Here is a 22786-nt window from a genome sequence, read left to right as displayed (position 1 = left end):
GGTCAGGAATGCGTGTGGCGACGACGGTAGGTGGGCAGCTCAGCGGCCTCCTCGCGCAGCGAGGCCCCTTTCGCGTGAGCCTGCGCGGAGAGGTCGGCGGCGAACTCCACGAGCTGCTCGCGCAGGCGGGCGGCCAGGTCACCGTCGCCGGAGGCCAGGGTGCGCACGGCCAGGAGCCCGGCGTTGCGCGCCCCGCCGATCGACACGGTGGCCACCGGGACCCCGGCTGGCATCTGGACGATGGACAGCAGCGAGTCCATGCCGTCGAGGTGCCGCAGCGCCACCGGCACGCCGATCACCGGCAGCGGTGTCACGGAGGCGAGCATCCCGGGCAGATGGGCCGCTCCGCCGGCGCCGGCGATGATCACCCGCAGCCCTCGGTCGTGGGCGGTGCGCCCGTAGTCGATCATCTCCTCGGCCATCCGGTGGGCGGAGACGACGTCGGCTTCAAAGGGGATGCCGAACTCGTCGAGAGCCGCGGCGGCAGCCTTCATGGTGGGCCAGTCGGAGTTCGAACCCATCACGAGTCCGACCAGTGGGCTGGAGTCATCGGCCATCGGTGCCGGTCCCTTCGTCGTGGTGTGGTCGTGCGGCAGTCGTCTCGGTGATCAGCTCCGCGGCGCGTGCAGCGGCCTGCCGGGCGCGCTGGAGCTCCCCGGCGGCGACGGCGGGCTCGCCGGGCTCTGGAGCCAGCACCAGGTTCACATGGCCCACCTTGCGCCCGGGGCGGGGCTCCTTGCCGTAGAGGTGGATCCTGCTCTCGGGCAGGTGGCGGGCGGCGTCGGGCACTCCGGCGTGCAGGTTCGGCGCGGAGGCTCCGAAGAGGTTCTTCATCACGGTGCGGCTGCCGGGGCCGGCGATCGGGGCGGTGGAGCCCAGGGGGAGGCCCAGCACCGCGCGCAGGTGCTGCTCGAACTGACCGGTGACGGCCCCGTCCATGGACCAGTGGCCCGAGTTGTGGGGACGCATGGCCAGCTCGTTGACGTAGACGCCGGCGCGCTCGCCCTCGGCGATTTCGAAGAGCTCCACGGCGAGCATCCCGGTCACGGCGAGGCGCTCGGCGATGAGCCGGGCGATGCTCGCGGCGTCCTCCATATGGGTGGGGTGGGAGTGCGGGGCGGGGGCGATGACCTCATCGCAGACGCCGTGGGCCTGGTTGGACTCGACCACAGGATAGGCACGGATCTCGCCGAGGGCGGAGCGTGCCACCTGGGCGGAGAGCTCACGGGTGAAGGGGACCTTCTCCTCGGCGAGCAGCCCGGTGTGCTGGGCTGCGGCGCGGTCGAACCAGTCCTGAGCTTGGACGGCGGTCTCAGCGGAGGCGATGATGCGCACGCCCTTGCCGTCGTAGCCGCCGCGCGAGGTCTTGAGGACCACGGGCCAGCCGGTCTCCTCGCCGAAACCGATCAGCTCCTCGACGCTGTGCACCTCCGCCCAGCGCGGGTTGGGCAGGCCGAGCTCCTCGACGGCGCGGCGCATGGCCAGCTTGTCCTGGGCGTAGTGCAGGGCTTCTGGGCCTGGGTGCAGTGCCGTGCCCTGGTCGATCAGCGCGGTGAGCACCTCGGCCGGGACGTGTTCATGGTCGAAGGTGATGACGTCGACCTCGCCGGCGAAGCCCAGCACGTCTGCCACGGAGCGGTAGTCCCCGAGGGTGGTGCGGGGAATCACCTGACCGGCGGAGGAGTCCGCGGAGCTGGCGAGCAGCCGCAGCTCGATGCCGAGCTCCACGGCGGCCGGCGCCATCATGCGGGCCAGCTGGCCGTCTCCGAGGACGCCGACGCGCGGCGCATCGCCGCGGGCCGCAGCTGCCAGGTGGGGCGGGGTCACTGATGAGTGGGCTTCGGCTGGAGTCACAGTCCCTCATTATGGAGCATCGGGGATGCCCCGGCGGTGAGGAAACACCCGGGAGGGCATGGCGGGTGCGCCCACGGCCGCGCCCGCGGGGTGTCGGTCGGCGCGGCGGGGCCGTGATTCTGCTCATAGCCGGGGGTCGAACCAGCTGCTCTGCAGGAGACGTCCAGGGTTTTCCGTACACTGGACGACGGCGGGTAAGGCCTAGGCTGTGGCCTGAGTTGCTCGCCCGCCCCCGTTATTTCCGCTGATGGAGTCCCTGCAGTCCATGATCTCCCGCCTCTTGTTCCGCGCCCGCGACCTCTTCCTCGCCCTGTGGCGGGAGCTCGCCAAGTTCGGCGTGGTCGGCGGCGTGGCGTTCGTGATCGACTCCGCGATCTTCCTCTGGCTCCTCAGCGGGCCGCTCGACGACTCCCAGCTCAAGGCGAAGGTCGTCGCCGGTGCGGTGGCCACCATGTTCTCCTGGGTCGCGAACCGGTACTGGACCTTCCGGCACAGCCGTACTCGCGGCAAGATGCGTGAACTGATGATGTTCCTGCTGATGAACGCTATCGGGCTGGGAATCCAGACCGGCTGCGTGGGCGTGAGCAAGTACCTCCTGGGGATGGACTCGGTCACCCAGGTGTTCATCGCCGGCAACGTCATCGGCCTGGTGCTGGCCACCGCGTTCCGCTTCGTGGCCTATAAGTTCTGGGTCTTCACCGGCGAGGCCGAGGTCGAGCATGAGCCGGGTCCGCACATGATCTCCGACCGCGAGCTGCTCACCGGGGACATCCCTGTGGTCACCGGAGAGCACCGGCCCGCCCGCGACGAGGATCTCAGTCGACACCCTCGTTCCTGAGCACCCGATCCCAGATCTCGTCGCGGCCCCCAGGGCTGCGGGCGTCGACCACCACCACTGTCCCGCTGCCGGCCCAGGCGTGGAGCATCGCTCCTGGTGCCTGCGGGTCCCAGGCCTGGGCGCGCCAGGCCGTCCATCGCTGGGCAGAGTCGAGGATGACGGCCAGGCCCTCCGCGTCGGCGCAGATGACGTCGCGGCGCGCCATCAGCTCGGATCCGGCTGTGCTGGCCCCCTCGTGCGCTGGAAGGGCGACCTGCGGCAGCGGGTCCAGGAGCTGATCGGGGTGCTGGCGGACCTCCGCGGAGACATCGAGCACCCATCCGGGGATGTCTTCTCCGAGGGCGTCGGCGTAGGAGTCATCGAGCAGGCCGGGGGACAGGGCCGCCAGTTCGGCGTCGCCGAGCGCCTCGGACGCCTCCCAGGCCTGGGGCCGGTCGGTGACCACCAGGCGGACCTCCTCCGCCTCGATCTCCCGAGGGCGGCCCAGCGTCACCTGGCAGCCCAGTGAGCTGGCCGCCAGCACGACGGCGCAGGCCTTCCAATGCGGGGCGACGTCCACCAGCACATGATCGCCGAGCTCCAGCTCGGCCTCTTCGCGGAAGAGCCCGACCAGCTTGATCGCCCAGTTCTGCAGGACCCTTCCAGAGAGCTCCACGCGGTCCTCGGACGGCCCATACCAGACGACGGCGGGCTGGGGCCGGGACCCCAGCAGCTCCATCAGAGCTGGGAAGTCCCTGGGAACTCCGTGGGATCCTGTGCCCAGGCTGAGCGGTGTCATGGATTCCTCCTCCTGCGCCACACCGATCGTCGACCGGTCGTGGCGCGGCGTGTCGGGCGTCATGGCGCTGATCGAGGCCTCTGGAGACCAGGCTCACAGCACTTGACGGATGGTTACTTACGCCAGTGTAATTAGGGGGTGTCGGCGGCTTCGGGCCGCATGGTGGTCAAGGACCATCTGTACTTCACACCACTGACTGATGACAGGGGAGGCCTCCATGGGGAACGCACAGCGGCTGAGCGACGAGCAGCACGAGCACTCTCGCGCCGCCCAGCGACCCTCGCTGGACGTCCCTGCCGATTGGTTCGTGGACCCGGCGGACCCGCAGGCCGCGGACCGGCTGGAGCACGGACGCTCCCTGGATGACCAGGCCACCTCTTTCCTTGCCGCCCATGAAAAGGCGGAGAAGCACCCCGAGATCACCCCACAGTCCGAGGACGACGTCGAGCCGCCGGTCGCGCTCAGTGAGGCTCCTTCCCGCCGCACTGAGCCCGAGGTCCAGCCCGTCCGAAACGAGGCGTGGCTCGGACTGCCGTCGCTGATCCCTGCGGAGCAGATCGAGGGCGAGCTCGCCTGGCAGGTCGACGCGCTCTGCGCACAGACCGACCCCGAGGCCTTCTTCCCGGAGAAGGGCGGGTCGACCCGGGACGCGAAGAAGGTCTGCGGTGCCTGCCACGTCCAGCAGGAATGCCTGGACTACGCCTTGGCCAATGACGAGCGATTCGGCATCTGGGGAGGTCTCTCCGAGCGCGAGCGCCGCAAGCTGCGGAAGCGAGCGGTCTGATCGCCGGCATCTCCGTCCCACACATCGCCGCCGTCGTCCTGCACGCCGGCGGCGATTCCTCGTCCGACGGGCGGGTTCAGGAGCTGCGGGCGGCATTGGCCGCCCAGACTCGGCAGCCCGACGCGGTCATCGAGCTCTCCGCCGAGACGTGGCGGGGCCCCCAGGACCTCTCGCGTTCGCTGCGTTCCCGTCTGCTGCGCGATCGTGGGCAGGCCTCCCGCACCACCAACCCCGGCCCGGGCGGCAGCCGCGTGACGTCGCTCTGGCGTCATCTGGAGCGCCGGCTGCCGGACGGATTCTCCCCCCGCCCCCAGTGGTTGTGGATCCTTCCCAGCGACGCCCTTCCTGAGCCCGACGCATTGGAGCAGCTCGAGGAGCGGCTGTTCACGGTCACCGATGAGGAGACCCACCCGCAGATCCAGGTGATCGGTGCCAAGCAGCTGCATGCGAGCGGTTCCGCGGAGGAGGTCGGCGTCGACCGGCTGGTCGACGTCGGGCTCTGGAGCGCCCGCTCCGGGGAGGTCGTGCCGCTCAGCGAGCCCAAGGAGCTGGATCAGGGACAGTACGACGGCCGCGACGCCGTGCCGGCGGTCGCCGCTCACGGCATGCTCGTCCATGCCCCGCTCTTCGGAGATCTGGGTGGATTCGACCCGACGCTCCCACCCGATGGCGCGGCGGCCCAGTTCTGCCGACGCGCCCGGGAAGTCGGTGCCCACGTCGTCATCCGGCCGGCAGCCCGCATCCGCCGACTGGACCCGACTCCTCGTGAGGAGGTCCACCGGCTCGGCGGCGCTCTGCACCTGCCCGGGCCTGAGCGTCGTGGTCAGATCCGCCGGCGACTCACCGAATCTTCCCCGACGGCGGTGCCCTTCCTCTGGATCGGCCAATGGGTGGCCGCCGTGCTGCGCACGGTCCTGCTCACCGCTGTGAAGGCGCCTGACGCGGCCGTGGGCCAGCTGGTCTCCTCAGCCGGTGCGCTGTTCGGATTCGGTGCGATCGGGCATTCCCGTCGTTTCATCCGCGCGGGACGGCGCGCCGTGATGGAGAGGCTGCTGCGGGACGAGCGGATCGACTCCGAGCATGAGCTGCTGCGCTCCGGACGCCGGGCTGAGCGCGAACTGAGGCTGAGTTCGGCTGAACTGCGCAGGCACCGCCGGCGGTTGATGACCGCCGAGACGGTCGCGCCGCAGCGGGCCGGCTATGGCCTGGCCGGGGCGCGGGGTGACGAAGAGGATGACCACGACGCGCTGCTGGGACAGGGCTCTGCCGACGGTGAGTTCGACGAGATGCCCACCCGCCGTTCGGGGGACCGGCTGGGCCTGTTCCTGATGCTTCTGGGGCTCACCGGTCTCTCTCTGCTGGTGTTCCGCGACCTGCTCCCCGCCGAGGCACTCATCGGGGGCGCGGCCCTGCCGGTGACTGCCGTGCCGGCAGAGATCGCCGCCTCGATGGTCAGCCTGATCTCCACTGACGGCCTGGGGCAGCTTTCCGGGGCTGACCCGTTCACCCTGGTGCTGCTGATCCTCTCTGTGCTCTCCGGGGGGCACGCCTCCACAGTTCTGGTCTGGTTGACGGTCCTCGCACTGCCGCTGGCGGCGCTGACCGCCTGGCTGGCCTCCCGGCTGGTCACCGCCCGGGCCACGGTCCGTGTGGTGGCGGCGCTGCTTTGGGCCGGGGTGCCGAGTCTGCACATCGCCCTCGGCGAAGGGAGGGTGGGCGTGGTGCTGGCCCATGTTCTGCTGCCGCTGGTGGTGCTCACCGGTGCTCGGGCACTGGGCGCGAGACCGGTGTACGAGTCGCCCTCGCGCCCCGGACAGACGCGCAGTTTCTACGCCGCCTCCTGGGAGCACGCTGCGGCGGCCGCACTGCTGCTGACCGTGGTGACCGCCGCCGCCCCGGTGCTGCTGGTGCTCACGGTCGTGGTGTGCGTGGTCGGGGCTTTGGTCCTGCGTGGCCGGGGCCGGGTGCTCTGGCTGCTCCCGCTGCCTTCGCTGGCACTGGCCGCACCCATGCTCGGCTCGGCTGTGCTGACTGGGCAGAACGCGATCGCCGTGCTGCTCTCGGACCCGACCCGCCCGCTGGTCGCCGCAGCGGCGCCGCTGTGGCAGCAGCTGCTCGGCCATTCGCGTCCCTTCGATCCTTCCGCGGGCCTGTTCGGCGCGACGATGCCCGAGTTCTTCGCCTCCGACTTCTGGAGCCTGCGCCTGGCGCTGGTGGTCGGAGCCCCGCTGCTGCTGGTGGCCCTGCTGGGCGTGGTCACCGCGACCCGCCGCAGCTCCCATGCGCTGACGGCCGGGGTGGTCCTGCTGGCCGCGTTGGGCGTCTCGGCAGCAGCCTCCCGGATGGCTGCCGGCGACGACGGCGTCCAGCTCATCCCCGCCGACGTCGGCCCACTGGTCTCAGTGATGGCGTTCTGCCTGCTGATCGCCGCCGTGGGCTCGTTGGACCGCCTGCCGCGTGCGCTGCCGCAGATGGGCCCCACACTGGCGCCGGTGGCCGCCACGCTGCTGGTGCTCTCGGTGATCGCCTCGCTGGGTTCCTGGGCAGTGCCGCGTGCGCTGCCGGGGTCGCAGCTGAGCAACGAGTCGCTGACCGCGGTCACCCCCACTGAGACGCTGATCGCCCCAGGCCAGGTGCGGCAGGTCCCCGCCACGGCGGCGGATCAGGGCACCGGCCCCGCCCAGCTGCGCACTCTGGTGCTCGACGCCGGTCGCGACGGCGTCGTCGGTGAGCTGGTCTCCGAGCAAGGCCGCACGCTGGACTCCACCCGGGCCGTCGTGAGCGCCGGCGACGTCCCGCTGTGGGTCGAGCCGGCCGCTTCAGCTCGTGACCTGACCCCCGGCGACCGGCGTCTGGGGCAGCTCGTCGCGGCACTGGTGACCCCCGGTTCCGGGGAGGTCGGCCCCTTGATGGAGGAGCTCGGCATCGGGTACGTGCTGATCCGCAGCGGTGAGGACTCCCCGCTGGTGGACGCCGTGGACACGGCCGGGGGACTGATCGGGGTGGGGCCGACTGATCGTGGCCTGCTCTGGCGCGCGGAGGTCCCTGAGCGGGCGGAAGTGTTCGCCGTCCCCGATGTGGAGGGCGCCTCCACGGCGTGGGCGCGGCTCGTGGATGAGTATGGCCACACCGTGGCACTGCTGCCCTCCCAGGGGCGGCAGGTCGACGTGGACCTGGCCGAGCTGGTCGACGTCGCTGGGGAGCCTCTGGTCGTTGATCAGGACCTGGTGCTGCGCTTGGCCACGGAACGGGCGTCCGGATGGTCCGCCCAGCTCGACGGCGAGGCCCTGGAACCTGCTCCCGGAGGCACCTGGACACAGAGCTTCCACGTTCCCGCCGAGTTGCTGACCGGCCAGTCCACCGGTGAGGTCTCGGGAGAGCTCACCGCCGAGCACAGCAGCCCATACCGGTGGCCGCTGCTGATCCTGGTGGGCGGTCTCCTGCTGCTGGTGGTGCTGATCGCGGTGCCGCTGCCGCGTGGGGCACGCCTGCTGCCGGTGGCCGCCGACGCCGAGCTGGCCCGTATGGACGGGAGGGGTGAGCAGTTGTGAGTGCGAAGAAGGTCCGCCGTCATATCCGTCAGCTGAAGAAGGAGCGTCGTCAGGAGCTCCGCCGTGCCGCGCGGCAGGAGCCGGAGGCCGTCCCGGCTGAGCCTGTGGCGGAGGATGCCGCCATCGGGCCCGCTGAGCCGCCAAAGCGGGAAGAGCCGCCCGAGCGGGAAGAGGTGCCGGAGCCGGCAGACGCGGCGGAGCAGCCTGAGCTGCTCGCAGAGCCTGAACAGCCTGAACAGCCTGAGCTGCTCGCAGAGCCTGAACAGCCTGAACAGCCGGAGCGCACCCGTCGTCCTGGTGCGGGCGTGCGCGCCGGCGCGGTGCTGGCCACTCTGGGCATCCTCGGAGTGGTGGGCGGCTCGGTGGCGCTGGACCCGCGCGGCGGATCCACCGAGCCGGGAGGGGTCGCCGCGGCTGCATTCCCCGCCGCGGACTCCGGCACGGCTGCCGTGTGTCCGCCGATGCCGGGGCTGGCCGACTCGTTGAGCACGGATGGGCTGCTCCAGTACCGAGACCGTGACGACTCCGCCGCCGTCCGCTTCCAGGCGCTGGTGCTGGCGGCCGATGCCGAGGGCACCTTCCCGGCGGCCTGGTGGGCTCAGTTGGGGCAGGAGTACCGGGTGAACACCACGGAGCTGACTGATCCTAAGGAGTCCGAGAGCGTCGACCTGGACCAGCTGCCGCCGGATCCGCCCGCACTGGGGGAGCTGGATGCGGTCTACGAATCGTTCGGGGGGATGACCCGTGCCCCCCTGCTGGAGGTCCAGGGGCTGCCCAGCGGGGTCTCCGGCGCGGGGGCGGCGCGCTACACCTACCTCGCCGACTCCGGCCCGGTGACCGGCCTGGCCACCGCGACATGCACCGTTCCGCAGCGTTCCCAGTGGTTCTTCGGCCCTGAGGTCGGGGCCGGGTCCACCTCGCTGCTGACCTTGGCCAACCCTTTCGACCGTCCCGCCACCGTGGAGGTGGTCGGCTATGACACCGACGGGCACCGCGGCTCCTCGGGAACTCGCACCCTGGTGGTGCCCGGCGAGTCCGTGCGCACCGTCAACATCGCGGCACTGGCCGGATCGGATCCGGAGTTCGCCGTCGCCGTGCAGGCCTCCGGCGCACCGGTCTCTGCTCAGCTGCAGTCCTCCCGCGCGGTGGGGCTCACCGGTCAGGGCATCGACTTCCTTCCGGGACGTGCCGCCCCCGCCGTCGAGCATGTGATGCCGGGGATCCCGGTGCCTGAGTCGACGGAGGAGGATCCCGCGCCCCGTCCCGCCCAGCTGTGGATCCATGCCCCCGGCGACACCCGGACCACCATGGAGGTCCAGGTCTATGGGGCGGACGGCGTGGAGCTGCTGGAGGGCCCTGCGGTCTTCACAGTGGAGCCCGGCGAGGTGGACACCGTCGATCTGCGCGGGCTCGACGCCGGGGTGTACGACGTCGTCGTCCGCTCCGATGAACCCACGCACGTGGCCGTCTCCAGCCACGGGATCGACGGTGGGGAGCCCGCCGAGGACACCGCTGCGCTGGACTTCTCCTGGCAGGTCGGTGCCACGGCGCTCTCGGAGGGCTCGGGCGCGCTCATCCCGGACGTGGGGGAGTCGGAGCTGCGGCTGACCAGCCTGCAGGATGAGTCTCGGCTCAGCTACCGGCTGCTCGACGAGGACGGAGAGTTCTCAGATGCCCAGGAGGTGACCGTGCCGGCGGAAGGAGAGCTGACGCTGAGCCCGGATGATCTCGGTGATGCCGTCGCCGTCGTCGTGGACGAGGCGGAGCCGGGCGTCTATGCCGCGATGACCACCCGTGACGAGGAACGTCTCTCGCTGAGCACCGTGGACCTTCTGCGTGATCCCAGCCAGACCGTCCCCGTCCGGCTGCCGCACTGAAGATGGGCCGCTTCGCCGAACTGCTCCTGCACCTGCCGGTGCGCCTGTTGGGTCCCGGCGTCGGCCTCCGTTAGGGTTGAGCACCGTGGATTCCTCGCGACGATGCACTCGAAGTGGCTGTGGGCGACCGGCTGTCGCCACGCTGACCTACAGCTACCAAGACTCCACGGTCGTCGTGGGGCCGATGAGCGTGTACTCAGAGCCTCACAGCTACGACCTCTGCGCCCACCACGCCGACACGGTGAACCCGCCGCGCGGCTGGGAGGTGATGCGCCTGGACTACCCCTCAGCTCCCGCCGAGCCGCAGGATGACCTGCTGGCCCTGGCCGACGCCGTGCGGCACGGCGAGGACGCCGACCGAGCCGCCCAGCGTGCTCGTGCCGAGCAGAACCCGGCGGAAGAGACCGGCGCCCGTGCCCCGGGGAGCCTGCCCACCCGGGAGAGCCGCAGCCGGATCGAACCGCCCACTCCTGAGGCGGCCCTCACGCGCGGCCACCTGCGCATGCTGAAGGACTGAGCTCTCAGCCTCTGTCGTCCTGCTGCTCCACCCGCATGATCCGCAGGGTGACGTCCTGCGGGGACATGCTGAGCACCTCGGCGACGGCGGCCAGCACGTCCTCGGCGACCAGAGTCGCCGGACGCGTCCCGTCGATGTGGCAGTCCACATAGACCCGCCGGGACCCCTCCCGCGTGACGATGTCCACGCCTGTGGCCCGCTCTGCGGTGTCCAGGCGCAGCAGGGACTTGGCCGCCGACGTGAGGATCTGGCGGAAGCCCGGGACCACACGCGCCACCCCGGGGACCCCTTCGATGGCCCGGACCACCGCTGCATGCGGGTCGAGGACCTGCTGCTGCTCAGATGTCATGGATGTCCTCCACTCTGATGTCCATGGTCGCCAGCCGCGTCCCCACAGTTGCTGTCACAGCGCGGGCGACTCGGTCTCGTACCAGGTCCTCGACTGCGGGGATGGAGACGTCGGGCCCGATCGACACCGAGACCTCCAGGTCGAGCCCCTGCTGATCAACCTGCTCGGTCACGCGCACGTGCACCCGCCGTGCGACGACCCCGGGTTCGTCGTCGACCGCCTCACGGACCACCTGCCGAATCGTCGAGGTCAGCATCTCGAAGCGTCCACCGGAGGAGGTGGCGAGCTCCGTGGTGGGCCCCAGCGCCGATTCGCGATGGACGATGTCCATGATGCGCCCTCGCAGGGACTCCAGCGTGGACGGGCCCTCGGGCTCCGTGTCCCGATAATCGTCGATGACGCCCTGGAGACGCCGATAGCTGGCCCCTACGAGCTCCTGATCGTGTAGCTGCGCGTCATCAGGGTCGTGCGCGAACTGGTCTGGAGTGCGTGTCATGCCCATCCCTCCATTCCCCTGACGATGGCTGCGCGCGCCCGATAGATCCGTCCCCGGACGCTGCCTTCCGTGCTGTCCATGACAGCGGCGATCTCCGCGTAGGACTGGCCCTCGATCTCGAACAGCAGCCAGGCCAGGCGCTGTTCGGCCGGCAGGGTCACCAGGACCGACTCCAGGTGGCGGAGCGCTTCGCCTCTCTCGGTGGCGTCTTCCAGCGATGACTCCGACGACACCACGGTCACGAGGTCGGACGGGTCCGTCGCCGTCGTGCGCTGCCGTTCCCGGCGACGGATCACGTCGATGCAGGCATTGCTGGTCAGTCGATAGATCCAGGTCTTGAACTTCTCGACATCCTCCAGCGTGTGCAATCTCCTCCACACGGTCAAGAAGGTGTCCTGCACGATGTCTTCGGCCTCGGAGCGGTCCCGGAGCATGCGGACCGCCAGGCGCAGCAACGGCGCCTCGTACATGTCCAGCAGCTGTTCGAAGGCCTGGACATCGCCATCCTGAGCCCGCGCGACGGCGGTCCCCACGTCACGTGAGGCCGGTGGCCGCGAGGCATGACTGCTCCTCATGGGCTCATGGTACATCCGGCGCGGGGTCCGGACGGGGGAAGAGATTCTCGAAAAAGTTCTCAGATCGAGCGTGAGGTTACCGAACGGTCATCGTCATCACTGATGTCAACACCTCACGGGAAGGCCCGTGGGGGTGAATCAGAAGGAGAACATCATGGCTGAGAACCGTCAGACCGCCACCCCGTCCGCCGTCGCGCAGAGCAGCGCGGGTACCAGCACGGGCAAGGCCGTACAGGCTCCGAACGACGGGCGTCCCGCAGACAGCCCTCTGGTCACCGCCTACGGCACCACCACGGTCGAGGAGACGGTGGTGCAGAAGCTCGCCGGGATCGCCGCACGTGAGATCCCCGGAGTGTATGCCATGGGCAACGTCGCACGACGCACCTTCGACGCGATCTCCGAGCGCATCCCGGGATCCAAGACCCAGGTCAGCGGTGGTGTCTCCGTGGAGAAGGGCGAGAAGGAGACCGCTGTCGACCTCACCGTCATCGTCGAGTACGGCGCCGCGGTCGTGGAGGTCGCGGAGAACATCCGCCGCAACGTCATCCGGTCTGTCGAGCACGGCACCGGACTGAAGGTGGTGGAGGTCAACATCACTGTCGCTGACGTGCACCTCCCGGAGGACGACGACGAGGGCGACGACCACGACCTGGCCTGATCGTCGAACTGTTCGAGAGGAGCGCACCATGAATACGACCATCGCAGGACTCTTTGTCGGTCTCGTCCTGGGACTCGTCGCTGTCTTCGGGAGCTTCCTGGCCATGCTGGGAGTGGCGTTCTTCGGAGCGCTCGGGCTCACAGTCGGAGCGGTCGTCGATGGACGGCTGGATCTCACCAGGCTGCTCTCCCGCGAGAGGGCCCGGCGATGAGTGCCCCAGCAGGCGTCGGCGGCAGCCTGGTGATTCACGAGTCTGTGGTGGCGAAGTCGGCCGCCCAGGCCGCCTCGGAGCTTCCGGAGGTCTGGGCCGCCGGGCGGGGCCCTCTCGGCCTCCGGCGCGTGGACAGGAACACCCGTCCCAGAGTCGAGGCGACCCTCTCCGGAGGCACAGCTGCGCTCGAGGTGCGTCTGGCGCTTCCGTACCCGGTGCCGGTGCGCGAGGTCACCGAATCGGCACGGCGGCACCTCTCCGACCGTGTCGAGCTGCTCACCGGCATCCCGGTGCGCCGGGTGGATCTGCAGATCGAACGGATGGGCTCTCCCGGACGGTTGGGCTCCCGGGACGGCACCGAGGGAAGGAGACTCGCATGAGACGAGACCAGGTGATCAGGCGCAGACCTCAGCGGGTCATCGCGGCGTGGATCGTGGGAATCGTGCTCCTGGTGGTGGCAGGCCTGACCGGATGGGTCTCGGCGCTGCTGCTGGCAGGGGAGAGCGTGCCGCCGTTGGAGACCGCTGGCACACTCAGCTGGGGATCCCCCGTCGTCCTGACGCTCGGAGCATTGCTCCTGCTGGTTGGGGTCCTGGTTCTCTGTGCCGCGATCTGGCCGGGCCGACCGGTCGTCCACGGAATCGCCCCGTCCTCTGGGACATCTGCTGACCACGTCGGGGACCTCACGTGCTTCGTGACCTCGCGAGGTCTGGGACGTCTGGCGGAGGGTGAGGCGAGGCGCACCGACGGAGTGACCAGCGTAGGAGCTCGTTGTACGGGCCGCCGCATCTCGGTGGACGCACGTTCGGTCGCGGCGGACCTGGTGGAGACCCGCCGGGAGATCCAGGAGCGGATCGACCGCAGAGTTCTGGCCCTGCACCCCCGAGGACAGCACCGGGTGCGCGTCCACGTGCGGAGCGGAGGTACCTCATGATCGCCCGTTCGCATGCTCGAAACCGCACATGGCTGGCAGGCATCGGGCTGGTCTCGGTGGTGGCCGGAGGACTGCTGGTGCTGCTGGGCACCGGGCTGGCCGATCAGTGGCAGCGTCAGCTGCCTGAGGGCATCGAGCTCGCCGGTACGGATCAGACGCTCGACGAGGCGGTGGCAGGCCTGACATGGCTTCCCGCCCTGGTTCTGGGGCTGAGCATCCTGGTGGCAGTCCTTGTCCTGACCTGGCTGGTCCGCGGATTCCCCCGCCCGGCTCGGCGCCCTGACTTTCAGCTGCAGCAGGACGGACGGACCGGGGTGACTGTTCTGCCGTCCAAGGTGCTCACCTCCGCTGTGGAAGAGGCGGCCGAGGAGATTCCCGACGTGGTCGGCGTCAGCGCGCACATCGGCGGACGGGCCCGCCGACCGGAGGTTCTGCTTGTCGCGGAGGTCGATGAGCGCGGTGACCTCCAAGAGGCGCTCCGTCGCCTGACGATCGACGTCTGCGGTGATCTGTCGCGGTCCCTGGAGGCCCGCCTCGGATCGGTCACCGTAGTGCTCGACCCGGTGCTGCGCACCCGCTCATCCTCCACAGCCACCGTCCCCTTCCCATCACATGATGCGGAGACAGTGCGGACCGGCGGCGAACACGCCGCGGCCCGTTGATCATCACCTCTCACCTGAAGAAAGTTGGCATTGTTCATGACCATCATCGGTTGGATCGTCGTCGGCCTGATCGCCGGCGCCCTGGCACGTCTCATCCTCCCCGGGAAGCAGGGCGGCGGCTGGATCGGCGCCATGCTGCTCGGGATCGTCGGCGCCATCGTCGGAGGGATCCTGTTCGGCCTGTTCGGCGGCAAGGGTGTCGGGGATGTGCTCAGTGACCCCTGGTCGTGGGGTTCCTTGGGCATCGCCGTGATCGGCGCCCTGGTGTTCTCCTTTGTCTGGGGATTCCTGACGAAGCGTCGCTGATGCTTTCGGCGGATGCGGACACCCAGGTGACCGCATCCGCCGGTCGATCCAGCGAGCCGTTCAGTCACCAGGCCCTCGATGTTCACGGCCCTGGACCCCACCAGCATCAGGTTCCTCGCACACGGGCCATCCGCCGATTCCGCGACTCTCACGCCATGGTCATCTGGGACCGTCACCGTCTCCGACGGCGCTGCAGATGCGGCGCCCAGACGTGACCGGACGGTCACCATCACTGTGCATCCACCGCAGTCGAGTGCGGTGTTGTCCCCGTTCTTCGAGATCTCGGTCTCTCTCACGGCACCAAGGTCGATGAGTCATGCCTCCGCGCGGGCTGTGGGCCAGCTGCTGTACGAACTGGCGCTGCTCGTGGGCGGAACTCCGCACGAGCGCGGAAAGTCGGAGACTCGACGTCGGCAGAATGCCCAGCAGTCAGGGGAGGCCTCAGCAGCGAATGGAACGGTACCCGGCGGCGATCCCTCGTCTGCCGGCGGTGTCTGGTCGCCGCCGTCGACCTCAGCACACGTGATGCCGGAGTTTCTTCATCTTGTCCCCGCATGGTTCATGTTCCGCAGGACGAGACCCGCCACGCGGCGGCTCATCGGCGATGTGCTCCGCAGCGGAGGAATGAGTCCCGAGGGGCGACTGGTCCTGCTGCTCTCGACACTCGAATCGCTCTGGGCGGCGAGCACCGGGAAGAGCCCCCGCCAGCGCAAGGACACGCCCATGAGGCACAAGCTGACGGATCTGGCGGAGGCGGCAGAACGGTTCCGCTCCTGTCCAGAGGTGCAGAACCAGGACGTGCTGCTTCCGCAGGGGAGATCGACATGGGCCGCGGAGCTCGTATCCCTGAGGAATCAGCTGGCGCACAGCGGGACGACGGGGACCGTCTCGGGCGCAGGGCTCGAGGATCTGGCAGAGAGGTCATTCTCCGTGCTCCATGGCGCGCTGCTGCATCACTTGAACACACCAGGCTGCACGCCTGGTGCTTCGGCTCGATGAGCCGTAAACACCCGTTCGACACCCATACCTAGGAGATGATGTGAACCCGAAGAATCACTCGCCGTCGTGGCCAGGTCCTGGAGGACAGGCCAGCGCCCCGCCGAAGTCACGTGGGACCGCACGCAGGGTGGAAGCCCTCGCCGGAGCACTGTCCCTCGCATTCGGCGCGACGCTGACCGTGGCGACGCCGGCTTCCGCCGTCCAATCCACTGTGACACCTGCTCCGAATCCTGCCCTGGCAGATCAGTGTGAGCTGGACGTGGCAGTCAGCATCGACCTGTCGAACTCCATCAATGACCAGCAGCTCACCACGTTGCGTTCAGGCCTGGTGGAGTTCGCCCAGTCACTCGAGGAGTACCCGGTCCGGCTGGCATTCCACAACTGGGCGTCCTACGCACCGGCCACCTCCCAGGCGTCGAACCTTCCGCTGGAGCTGACCGCCACGTCAGGTGCCGGGCTGGAGACTATCGACCAGCATGTGACCGGTATACAACGGCCCGCCACCATGCAAGGAGGCACCAACTGGGACCGGGCGTTCCAAGAGCTGAGCGGCTCCAGCGAGTCCTACGACGCGGTTCTGTTCGTCACTGACGGCAACCCGACCCAGCGGGGAGTGCCGCCCAGAGGGCTCGGCAACGCCACTGATCAGGCCACGATCGACGCGGCCGTCCGGAGCGCCAATCAGGTCAAGGAGGCCGGGTCTCGCGTCATCGGAGTCGGCGTCGTCGACAACCTGACGCATTCCGAGTACGGGCTGTTCCATGAGCACATGCCGCAGGTGACGGGCCCACAGTTCGGGGATGACTACCTCGAGGTGGACTTCGCACGTCTGCGCAATGCCCTCATCGGTCAGATCGACAAACAGTGCGCCGGGATCTCGGTCGAGAAAGACGGACTGTTCGTGGAGGGCGATCCTGGTTACGCGGGAGACGATGTCCGTTATGAGTTCACCGTCACCAACACCGGTGTGCTGACGCTGCGCGATATCCAGCTGACCGATGCTCTGGAGGGGATCTCTGAGATCGAGTACGGCGAGTGGCCGGGGGAGGCCCACGTGCTGGCGCCTGGCGAGTCAGTGAACGCGTGGGCGACATACACGGCGACGGATACAGATGCGGACACCGGATTCATCGACAACCACGTGAGTGTGGAGGGCGTCCCACCGAGTGAGGGCGACCCGGTGACAGACGATGATGTGCATGAACTTCCGGTGGAGACCGAGGACGGCACCGAGGACGGCACCGAAGACGGCACCGAAGACGGCACCGAAGACGGTGTGACTGAGGATGGCACCGAGGATGGCACTGAGGATGGCACTGAAGACGGTGGCACTGAAGACGGTGGCACCGAAGACGGTGTGACCGAAGACGGTGGCACCGAAGACGGTGTGACTGAGGATGGCACCGAGGACGGTACCGAGGACGGTACCGAAGAGGGCACCGAAGACGGTGTGACCGAAGATGGCACCGAGGACGGTACTGAAGACGGTGTGACTGAGGATGGCACCGAGGACGGTGGCACCGAGGAGGGTACCGAGGATGGCACCGAAGAGGGCACCGAAGACGGCACCGAAGACGGCACCGAAGACGGTACTGAAGACGGTGTGACTGAGGATGGCACCGAGGACGGTGGCACCGAGGACGGTACCGAAGACGGCACCGAAGACGGCACCGAAGACGGTACTGAAGACGGTGTGACTGAGGATGGCACTGAAGACGGTGGCACCGAGGACGGCACCGAGGACGGCACCGAGGACGGCACCGAGGATGGCACCGAGGACGGTACCGAGGACGGTACCGAGGATGGCACCGAAGACGGTGGCACCGAAGATGGCACCGAGGACGGTACTGAAGACGGTGTGACTGAGGATGGCACCGAGGATGGCACCGAGGACGGCACCGAGGATGGCACTGAAGACGGTGTGACTGAGGATGGCACTGAAGACGGTGGCACCGAGGACGGCACCGAGGACGGCACCGAGGATGGCACCGAGGACGGTACCGAGGACGGTACCGAGGATGGCACCGAAGACGGTGGCACCGAAGATGGCACCGAGGACGGTACTGAAGACGGTGTGACTGAGGACGGTGTGACTGAGGATGGCACCGAGGATGGCACTGAAGACGGTGTGACTGAGGATGGCACCGAGGATGGCACCGAGGACGGCACCGAGGATGGCACTGAAGACGGTGTGACTGAGGATGGCACCGAGGATGGCACCGAGGACGGCACCGAGGATGGCACCGAAGACGGTGTGACTGAGGATGGCACCGAGGATGGCACCGAGGACGGCACCGAGGATGGCACCGAGGACGGTACCGAGGATGGCACCGAAGACGGTGGCACCGAAGATGGCACCGAGGACGGTACTGAAGACGGTGTGACTGAGGACGGTGTGACTGAGGACGGTGTGACTGAGGACGGTACCGAAGAGGGCACCGAAGACGGCACCGAGGACGGTGTGACTGAGGATGGCACCGAGGACGGTGGCACCGAGGAGGGTACCGAGGAGGGCACCGAGGACGGCACCGAAGACGGTGTGACTGAGGACGGCACCGAGGACGGTGTGACTGAGGATGGCACCGAGGACGGTTCTGAAGACGGTGTGACCGAAGACGGTACCGAAGACGGCACCGAAGACGGCACCGGAGGCGACTATCTAGCTTCCACAGGTGCCTCTGGCTTTGTCCTGATGGCTGCAGCTGCGGCAGCAGCCCTGTCACTGGGCCTGGCGCTGATCCGTCGGAGCAGAGTCCGGGCCTGACCGATGTAGGAGGTCTTGTGACCCATCGGGAGCCGCCTCCGTGGTTCTCCTATGAACCGCGGGGGCAGCTCTTTGTGTGGGCATGTTCGTCGACCCAATCCTGGCGGGTTTGCGACGCAGAAGGAAACAGCTGTCTGCAGCGCTGGGGTGCTGGGCGCCGCTCCTGCAGACGGCACAGGGCCCGTCCCGATCACCCTGATGGTGTGCTCGGAACGGGCCCTGTGCCGTGGGCCTGAGTGTGGCTCAGTAGCGGTAGTGCTCCGGCTTGTACGGGCCGGCGACATCGAGGCCGAGATAGTCGGCCTGGTCCTTGCTCAGTTCGGTGAGCTTCACGCCCAGGGCCGGCAGGTGCAGCCTGGCGACCTTCTCATCGAGGACCTTCGGCAGCGTGTACACCGCGTTCTGGTACACGTCCTCGCCGGCGTGGGTCTTGTGGGACTTCGCGAAGATCTCGATCTGGGCGATCACCTGGTTGGCGAAGCTCGCGCTCATCACGAAGCTGGGGTGGCCGGTGGCGTTGCCCAGGTTCAGCAGGCGACCCTCTGAGAGCACGATGATGGATTTCCCCTTGCTGTCGGGGAACACCCACTCGTGGACCTGGGGCTTGATCTCGATCTTTTCCACGCCGGGGATCGCGGCCAGGCCAGCGATGTCGATCTCGTTGTCGAAGTGGCCCACATTGCCCACGATGGCCTTGTTCTTCATCTTCTGCATGTCCGCGGCGGAGATGATGTCCTTACCGCCGGTAGTGGTGATGAAGATGTCGCCCTGGTCGATGACCTCGTCCAAGGTGGCCACCTGGTACCCGTCCATCGCGGCCTGCAGGGCGATGATGGGGTCGATCTCGGTGATGATCACGCGCGCACCCTGCCCGCGCAGCGCCTCCGCAGCACCCTTGCCGACGTCGCCGTAGCCGCACACGACGGCGACCTTGCCACCGATGAGCACATCGGTGGCGCGCATGATGCCGTCGGGCAGCGAGTGGCGGATGCCGTACTTGTTGTCGAACTTGGACTTGGTGACCGAGTCGTTGACGTTGATCGCTGGGAACAGCAGCGAGTCCTCGCGGGCCAGCTGGTAGAGCCGGTTTACACCGGTGGTGGTCTCCTCGGTGACGCCGAGCAGGTTCTGTGCCACTCCGGTCCACCGCTGCGGGTTCTCGCCCAGGGACTTGCGAAGGGTCTCCAGGACGATGCGGTACTCCTCCGGGTCCTCTTCACCTGCCGAGGGGACGGCACCGGCGGCCTCGAACTCCACGCCCTTGTGGACCAGCATGGTGGCGTCGCCGCCGTCGTCGAGGATGATGTTGGCGCCCTTGGTGGGGTCCTCATCCACGCCGGGCCAGGCGAAGATCTGCGAGGCGGTCCACCAGTACTCCTCCAGCGTCTCGTTCTTCCAGGCGAAGACCGGCACGCCCTGCGGGTCCTCCGGCGTGCCGGTGCCGACGACGACGGCGGCCGCGGCCTCGTCCTGGGTGGAGAAGATGTTGCAGGAGGCCCAGCGGACCTCGGCGCCCAGTGCGGTGAGGGTCTCGATCAGCACGGCGGTCTGCACGGTCATGTGCAGGGAGCCGGCGATGCGGGCCCCGGCCAGCGGCTGGGACTCGCCGTACTCCTCGCGCAGCGCCATCAGGCCGGGCATCTCGTGTTCGGCGAGGCGGATCTGGTGCCGGCCGGCCTCATGCAGGGAGATGTCGGCGATCTTGTGGTCGAAGCTCATGGGGTGGGGGTCTCCTCGGGAGTGTCGCGGGAGGCGGCGTCGGCCAGCAGCCGCGGCACGCCGTGCTCGATGGGATAGCGGATGGTGTCATCGCTGACGGAGACCAGGAAGTCGCCGTCCTGGCGCAGCGCGGAAGCCGTGACAGGACAGCGCAGGATCTCGAGGACGTCGGGGGAGATGACGTTCGTCTGGGGCGCACTGGGCATGAATCACAGCCTATCGCGGGGCGCTGACGCAAGGCCCCGGTGGCGTCACCTCAGGTCACTCAGGAGTCAGGTCGCTCAGCAGTGCGGAAGCGTGTGCAACCGACGGCCGAGTCGCAGCGGAGTGCTCCAGCTTCTTTTCCTAACCGTCAACAGATACGCTATATGTGTAAACAGTTAGGAGGGTGCGATGGCCGTGATCGACCTGGCACCAGTGTTCACTCTCGAACAGGCACGAGCAACGGGCCTGCGCAAGGATCAGGTGTACGACCTCATCGCAGCAGGGGAGATCGAGCGGATCGGCCGCGGCGTCTATCTGCGGCCGGACTCAATCGACCCGTTCTTCGCCTCCTTGGCCGCGGTGGCAACGGTGCGACCGGAGGCCGCCATGTGCCTCACCAGCGCGCTGACTCATCATGATCTGACTGACTCGATTCCCTTCGGCAGTGACATAGCCATCCCTCGCGGTACTCGTCAGCCTGCGGGATTCGACCATGTGATCTGGCATAGCTTCGACGCGAAAACTTTCTCCCTCGGTCGAGAAACCACAGAGATCACCGGTGGTGTGACCGTCGGCATCTACTCCGCCGAGCGTACGATCGTCGATTGCTTCCGCCTCAGGCATCGTGAAGGCAGTGACGTGGCCTACGAAGCGCTTCGGCGGTGGTTGCGCCGCAGCAGCTCTTCTCCGGCAGCGCTGCTGTCGGTGAGCGCGCATTTCCCCAAGGCTCACGCGCAGCTGCGTCTTGCGCTCGAGGTGCTGCTGTGACGCCGGGGCCCACTCGGGACACCCGCGAAGGGCAGGTGTACAACGATCTTCGAAACCTCGCACGTCGAGACGGCCGTGATCCGGCCGAGTACTTCACCTTGTACGGGCTCGAAGGATTTCTCGTCCGACTTGCCGCCTCGGACCTGGCCTCGGACTTCGTGCTCAAGGGCGGCGTGCTGATGGCCGCTTTCGCCGCACGCCGCCCTACTCGGGACATCGACCTCGCCACAGCAGGATTCCCGAACAACGTCACTGAAGTCGAAGAGCGCATTCGTGCCGTCATCGCCAGGCCCGCAGACGATGGGCTTTCCTTCGAGTCCGGCTCCCTGACGAGTGAAGCGATCCGGGATCACGCTGAGTACACCGGCGTTCGCGTCAAAGTCCTCGCACGCCTGGCCCAGGCACGCATACCGTTGCACGTCGATGTGAACTTCGGCGATCCCATCTGGCCCGCGCCCACCGACGCGACGATTCCGCTTCTGCTGGGCGGGACACTGCGGCTGCGGGGGTACCCAGATCATATGGTGCTTGCGGAGAAGATCGTCACGGCTCTCGATCGGGGCGAGCAGAACACCCGCTGGCGGGATTTCGTCGACGTCGTCGCGCTGACGAGTTCACGGTACATCGACTATTCCGAGCAGCGGGCCGCCATCGACGTCGTCGCGCACCACCGGCAGGTCGTGCTTCAGTCCCTTCATCCCCTGTCAGTGACAATGCCGGAGCTGGCGCAGAGGAAATGGGAGATCTGGCGGCGCAAACAACGGCTTCACTCGACGACTCCTGAGCGCTTCGCAGAGCTCTTCGCCCGCTATCTGGGCTTTGCAGAGCCGGTGCTGGATCGCAGCGCCGATGGGGCTCACTGGAACCCATCCCGCCAGGTCTGGGAGCTTGACCGATGATGCTGGCAAGCCCTCAGCAGAGATCGGCTTCGTGGTGACTGGATCGAGAAGGATGAGTGGTGGAGCACCGTGGTGGGCAAACCTTTCCGCCGTCAGGTCACTCAGGAGTAGGGCAGGGTGTGCAGCCGCCGTCCGAGCTCTGCGGTGCGGTCCTGCTGTCGGCGCATCCGGCGGTACTCGCGGTTGCGCCGCTCGGCCATCACGGCGGTGAGGAACTCCAGGGAGGTCGCCGGTGGCGGAGGAGGGGAGATATGCGGACGCAGCTCTTCAGCGAGCTGTTCGGCGGTGCGGTGCAGCACGGCGATGTTGTCGCCTCGGCCGGTTGTCTCCATCCGGCGCAGCAGCCGGGAGAGGCGCAGCGCGAGACGGTCGGGGATTCGGCCCAGGTCCGCGATCTGGGTCCAGGAGGTCAGGTGCTGCGGCACCGGCAGCATCATCGGCCTGACCTTCGGCTGGCGGACCAGGATCCCGTAGGTGCCGGCGGCCATGTCGCCCAGCCGTTTGCCGCGGGCGTTGAGCATGCCGCAGAACAGCGGCAGCACCCCCAGGGTGATGAAGATCTCCGGAAAGCCGACCAGGCCGCGGATCAGGGCGTGGCGCATGCGGACGGTGCCGCCGTCGTCGCGGACGATGCGGACCCCCATGATGAGCCGGCCCAGCGAGCGCCCCCGGGAGAGCGTCTCGATGACGATGGGCAGGATCACGAAGCACAAGACCAGGGTGCTGAGGCTGAAGGCCGCGTACATGGCGGGGTCCATGGTCTGGAGGATCTGGCCCGAGTAGTAGCCGAAGAGCAGCTGGATGCCGATGTAGATCAGCACGTACAGGGCGAGATCGATCAGCAGCGACGTGCCACGCACCACCACGGAGGCCGCGGGAAGCTCAAGCTGGACGGCCTCGCCGGTGATCACGGTGCGCATGGGTCCACTGTACTGAAGCGATCTTCGCCGTTCACTCTTCTTCGGCTCGGGCAGGGTGCTTCCACCTGCCATAAAGGCAGCCATCAGGTCGGGTGCCTAGCGTCAATGTCGGATCAGAAGTTC

General features: G+C 68.1%; 23 protein-coding genes and 1 pseudogene. 14 read left to right on the top strand and 10 right to left on the bottom strand.

Translation table 11 applies throughout. The features are described from left to right. Positions 1 to 2: 2 nt before the first annotated feature. The gene (gene purE / locus HNR09_RS02285) at positions 3 to 557 is read right to left on the bottom strand and encodes a 5-(carboxyamino)imidazole ribonucleotide mutase (protein ID WP_179540579.1); all 555 of its coding nucleotides are present in this window, start codon (positions 555 to 557) and stop codon (positions 3 to 5) included. Further along, a complete protein-coding gene (locus HNR09_RS02280) occupies positions 547 to 1854 on the bottom strand; it encodes a 5-(carboxyamino)imidazole ribonucleotide synthase (protein WP_343047417.1) in 1308 nt (435 codons plus the stop codon). Before HNR09_RS02280 ends, purE begins: the two co-directional genes overlap by 11 nt. A gap of 265 nt (positions 1855 to 2119) precedes the next feature. On the opposite strand from HNR09_RS02280, the gene HNR09_RS02275 reads away from it, so the two are divergent. Next, positions 2120 to 2692, top strand: a complete 573-nt coding sequence (locus HNR09_RS02275; protein ID WP_179540578.1) for a GtrA family protein — start codon at positions 2120 to 2122, stop codon at positions 2690 to 2692. On the opposite strand, the gene HNR09_RS02270 is transcribed toward HNR09_RS02275, so the two are convergent. Then, on the bottom strand, positions 2670 to 3470 hold the full coding sequence (locus HNR09_RS02270) for a TIGR03089 family protein (RefSeq protein WP_179540577.1): 801 nt from the start codon (positions 3468 to 3470) through the stop codon (positions 2670 to 2672). The genes HNR09_RS02275 and HNR09_RS02270 overlap by 23 nt on opposite strands. 217 nt (positions 3471 to 3687) lie before the next feature. On the opposite strand from HNR09_RS02270, the gene HNR09_RS02265 reads away from it, so the two are divergent. The 4 genes from HNR09_RS02265 (at position 3688) to HNR09_RS02250 (ending at position 10199) form a co-directional block, all read left to right on the top strand. After that, complete coding sequence (locus HNR09_RS02265) at positions 3688 to 4254, top strand: WhiB family transcriptional regulator (RefSeq protein WP_179540576.1); 567 nt, start codon at positions 3688 to 3690, stop codon at positions 4252 to 4254. Between the two features lie 95 nt (positions 4255 to 4349). Beyond that, a complete protein-coding gene (locus HNR09_RS02260; protein WP_179540575.1) occupies positions 4350 to 7805 on the top strand; it encodes a hypothetical protein in 3456 nt (1151 codons plus the stop codon). Further along, positions 7802 to 9682, top strand: coding sequence for a DUF5719 family protein (locus HNR09_RS16450; protein WP_179540574.1), 1881 nt, complete (start codon positions 7802 to 7804; stop codon positions 9680 to 9682). The genes HNR09_RS02260 and HNR09_RS16450 overlap by 4 nt, the downstream gene beginning before the upstream one ends. Then, positions 9642 to 10199: a DUF3499 domain-containing protein gene (locus tag HNR09_RS02250; protein ID WP_343047416.1), complete on the top strand. Its 558-nt coding sequence runs from the start codon at positions 9642 to 9644 to the stop codon at positions 10197 to 10199. Before HNR09_RS16450 ends, HNR09_RS02250 begins: the two co-directional genes overlap by 41 nt. 4 nt (positions 10200 to 10203) lie before the next feature. Here the strand turns inward: HNR09_RS02250 and HNR09_RS02245 are convergent, their stop codons facing one another. The 3 genes from HNR09_RS02245 to HNR09_RS02235 are packed head-to-tail and all read right to left on the bottom strand — an operon-like array spanning position 10204 to position 11619. Further along, on the bottom strand, positions 10204 to 10548 hold the full coding sequence (locus HNR09_RS02245; RefSeq protein ID WP_179540572.1) for a hypothetical protein: 345 nt from the start codon (positions 10546 to 10548) through the stop codon (positions 10204 to 10206). Next, a complete protein-coding gene (locus HNR09_RS02240; protein WP_179540571.1) occupies positions 10538 to 11044 on the bottom strand; it encodes an Asp23/Gls24 family envelope stress response protein in 507 nt (168 codons plus the stop codon). Before HNR09_RS02240 ends, HNR09_RS02245 begins: the two co-directional genes overlap by 11 nt. Next, positions 11041 to 11619, bottom strand: coding sequence for an RNA polymerase sigma factor (locus HNR09_RS02235; RefSeq protein ID WP_179540570.1), 579 nt, complete (start codon positions 11617 to 11619; stop codon positions 11041 to 11043). Before HNR09_RS02235 ends, HNR09_RS02240 begins: the two co-directional genes overlap by 4 nt. A gap of 154 nt (positions 11620 to 11773) precedes the next feature. Between HNR09_RS02235 and HNR09_RS02230 the strand changes: the two genes are divergently transcribed. From HNR09_RS02230 to HNR09_RS16565, 7 genes and pseudogenes are all read left to right on the top strand, one after another. Continuing rightward, a complete protein-coding gene (locus tag HNR09_RS02230) occupies positions 11774 to 12277 on the top strand; it encodes an Asp23/Gls24 family envelope stress response protein (RefSeq protein ID WP_179540569.1) in 504 nt (167 codons plus the stop codon). A 28-nt stretch (positions 12278 to 12305) separates the two neighbouring features. Then, on the top strand, positions 12306 to 12488 hold the full coding sequence (locus HNR09_RS02225; protein WP_179540568.1) for a hypothetical protein: 183 nt from the start codon (positions 12306 to 12308) through the stop codon (positions 12486 to 12488). After that, positions 12485 to 12868 (top strand): Asp23/Gls24 family envelope stress response protein, encoded by a 384-nt coding sequence (locus HNR09_RS02220; protein ID WP_179540567.1) that lies wholly within the window; start codon positions 12485 to 12487, stop codon positions 12866 to 12868. The genes HNR09_RS02225 and HNR09_RS02220 overlap by 4 nt, the downstream gene beginning before the upstream one ends. Continuing rightward, the gene (locus HNR09_RS02215; RefSeq protein WP_179540566.1) at positions 12865 to 13422 is read left to right on the top strand and encodes a DUF6286 domain-containing protein; all 558 of its coding nucleotides are present in this window, start codon (positions 12865 to 12867) and stop codon (positions 13420 to 13422) included. Before HNR09_RS02220 ends, HNR09_RS02215 begins: the two co-directional genes overlap by 4 nt. Next, complete coding sequence (locus HNR09_RS02210; protein WP_179540565.1) at positions 13419 to 14084, top strand: Asp23/Gls24 family envelope stress response protein; 666 nt, start codon at positions 13419 to 13421, stop codon at positions 14082 to 14084. Before HNR09_RS02215 ends, HNR09_RS02210 begins: the two co-directional genes overlap by 4 nt. 36 nt (positions 14085 to 14120) lie before the next feature. After that, positions 14121 to 14390 carry a GlsB/YeaQ/YmgE family stress response membrane protein gene (locus HNR09_RS02205; protein ID WP_179540564.1) on the top strand — a complete coding sequence of 90 codons (270 nt, stop codon included), beginning with the start codon at positions 14121 to 14123 and terminating at the stop codon, positions 14388 to 14390. A 1504-nt stretch (positions 14391 to 15894) separates the two neighbouring features. Next, a pseudogene (locus HNR09_RS16565) lies at positions 15895 to 16566 on the top strand (DUF7507 domain-containing protein); the annotation flags it as partial. Here HNR09_RS16565 and HNR09_RS16560 read toward each other — a convergent pair. From HNR09_RS16560 to HNR09_RS02190, 3 genes are all read right to left on the bottom strand, one after another. Next, on the bottom strand, positions 16462 to 17004 hold the full coding sequence (locus HNR09_RS16560) for a glycine zipper family protein (RefSeq protein ID WP_425488286.1): 543 nt from the start codon (positions 17002 to 17004) through the stop codon (positions 16462 to 16464). The pseudogene HNR09_RS16565 and the gene HNR09_RS16560 sit on opposite strands and share 105 nt — an antisense overlap. Before the next feature lie 1392 nt (positions 17005 to 18396). Continuing rightward, positions 18397 to 19872, bottom strand: a complete 1476-nt coding sequence (ahcY, locus tag HNR09_RS02195; RefSeq protein ID WP_179540563.1) for an adenosylhomocysteinase — start codon at positions 19870 to 19872, stop codon at positions 18397 to 18399. Beyond that, positions 19869 to 20078, bottom strand: a complete 210-nt coding sequence (locus tag HNR09_RS02190) for a Trm112 family protein (protein ID WP_179540562.1) — start codon at positions 20076 to 20078, stop codon at positions 19869 to 19871. The genes ahcY and HNR09_RS02190 overlap by 4 nt, the downstream gene beginning before the upstream one ends. Before the next feature lie 187 nt (positions 20079 to 20265). On the opposite strand from HNR09_RS02190, the gene HNR09_RS02185 reads away from it, so the two are divergent. Both HNR09_RS02185 and HNR09_RS02180 read left to right on the top strand, forming a co-directional pair. Then, positions 20266 to 20844 carry a type IV toxin-antitoxin system AbiEi family antitoxin domain-containing protein gene (locus HNR09_RS02185; RefSeq protein WP_179540561.1) on the top strand — a complete coding sequence of 193 codons (579 nt, stop codon included), beginning with the start codon at positions 20266 to 20268 and terminating at the stop codon, positions 20842 to 20844. Continuing rightward, entirely contained in the window at positions 20841 to 21743 is a 903-nt protein-coding gene (locus tag HNR09_RS02180) for a nucleotidyl transferase AbiEii/AbiGii toxin family protein (protein ID WP_179540560.1), read from the top strand. Before HNR09_RS02185 ends, HNR09_RS02180 begins: the two co-directional genes overlap by 4 nt. A 101-nt stretch (positions 21744 to 21844) precedes the next feature. Here HNR09_RS02180 and HNR09_RS02175 read toward each other — a convergent pair whose 3' ends face one another. Further along, a complete protein-coding gene (locus tag HNR09_RS02175; RefSeq protein WP_179540559.1) occupies positions 21845 to 22663 on the bottom strand; it encodes an RDD family protein in 819 nt (272 codons plus the stop codon). Positions 22664 to 22786 lie beyond the last annotated feature (123 nt).

The sequence above is a fragment of the Nesterenkonia xinjiangensis genome, assembly GCF_013410745.1.
Classification (GTDB): Bacteria; Actinomycetota; Actinomycetes; order Actinomycetales; family Micrococcaceae; genus Nesterenkonia; species Nesterenkonia xinjiangensis.
The sequence above is the reverse complement of the archived record's forward strand: the minus strand, read 5'-3'. Positions and strand labels throughout refer to the sequence as shown.

Coding starts and splice junctions, on each gene's coding strand:
- HNR09_RS02190 (WP_179540562.1), bottom strand. CDS start 20,078: ATGCCCAGTGCGCCCCAGACGAACGTCATCTCCCCCGACGTCCTCGAG.
- HNR09_RS02185 (WP_179540561.1), top strand. CDS start 20,266: ATGGCCGTGATCGACCTGGCACCAGTGTTCACTCTCGAACAGGCACGA.
- HNR09_RS02275 (WP_179540578.1), top strand. CDS start 2,120: ATGATCTCCCGCCTCTTGTTCCGCGCCCGCGACCTCTTCCTCGCCCTG.
- HNR09_RS02230 (WP_179540569.1), top strand. CDS start 11,774: ATGGCTGAGAACCGTCAGACCGCCACCCCGTCCGCCGTCGCGCAGAGC.
- purE (WP_179540579.1), bottom strand. CDS start 557: ATGGCCGATGACTCCAGCCCACTGGTCGGACTCGTGATGGGTTCGAAC.
- HNR09_RS02210 (WP_179540565.1), top strand. CDS start 13,419: ATGATCGCCCGTTCGCATGCTCGAAACCGCACATGGCTGGCAGGCATC.
- HNR09_RS02175 (WP_179540559.1), bottom strand. CDS start 22,663: ATGCGCACCGTGATCACCGGCGAGGCCGTCCAGCTTGAGCTTCCCGCG.
- HNR09_RS02205 (WP_179540564.1), top strand. CDS start 14,121: ATGACCATCATCGGTTGGATCGTCGTCGGCCTGATCGCCGGCGCCCTG.
- HNR09_RS02215 (WP_179540566.1), top strand. CDS start 12,865: ATGAGACGAGACCAGGTGATCAGGCGCAGACCTCAGCGGGTCATCGCG.
- HNR09_RS02245 (WP_179540572.1), bottom strand. CDS start 10,548: ATGACATCTGAGCAGCAGCAGGTCCTCGACCCGCATGCAGCGGTGGTC.
- HNR09_RS02225 (WP_179540568.1), top strand. CDS start 12,306: ATGAATACGACCATCGCAGGACTCTTTGTCGGTCTCGTCCTGGGACTC.
- HNR09_RS02220 (WP_179540567.1), top strand. CDS start 12,485: ATGAGTGCCCCAGCAGGCGTCGGCGGCAGCCTGGTGATTCACGAGTCT.
- ahcY (WP_179540563.1), bottom strand. CDS start 19,872: ATGAGCTTCGACCACAAGATCGCCGACATCTCCCTGCATGAGGCCGGC.
- HNR09_RS02235 (WP_179540570.1), bottom strand. CDS start 11,619: ATGAGGAGCAGTCATGCCTCGCGGCCACCGGCCTCACGTGACGTGGGG.
- HNR09_RS02270 (WP_179540577.1), bottom strand. CDS start 3,470: ATGACACCGCTCAGCCTGGGCACAGGATCCCACGGAGTTCCCAGGGAC.
- HNR09_RS02240 (WP_179540571.1), bottom strand. CDS start 11,044: ATGACACGCACTCCAGACCAGTTCGCGCACGACCCTGATGACGCGCAG.
- HNR09_RS02265 (WP_179540576.1), top strand. CDS start 3,688: ATGGGGAACGCACAGCGGCTGAGCGACGAGCAGCACGAGCACTCTCGC.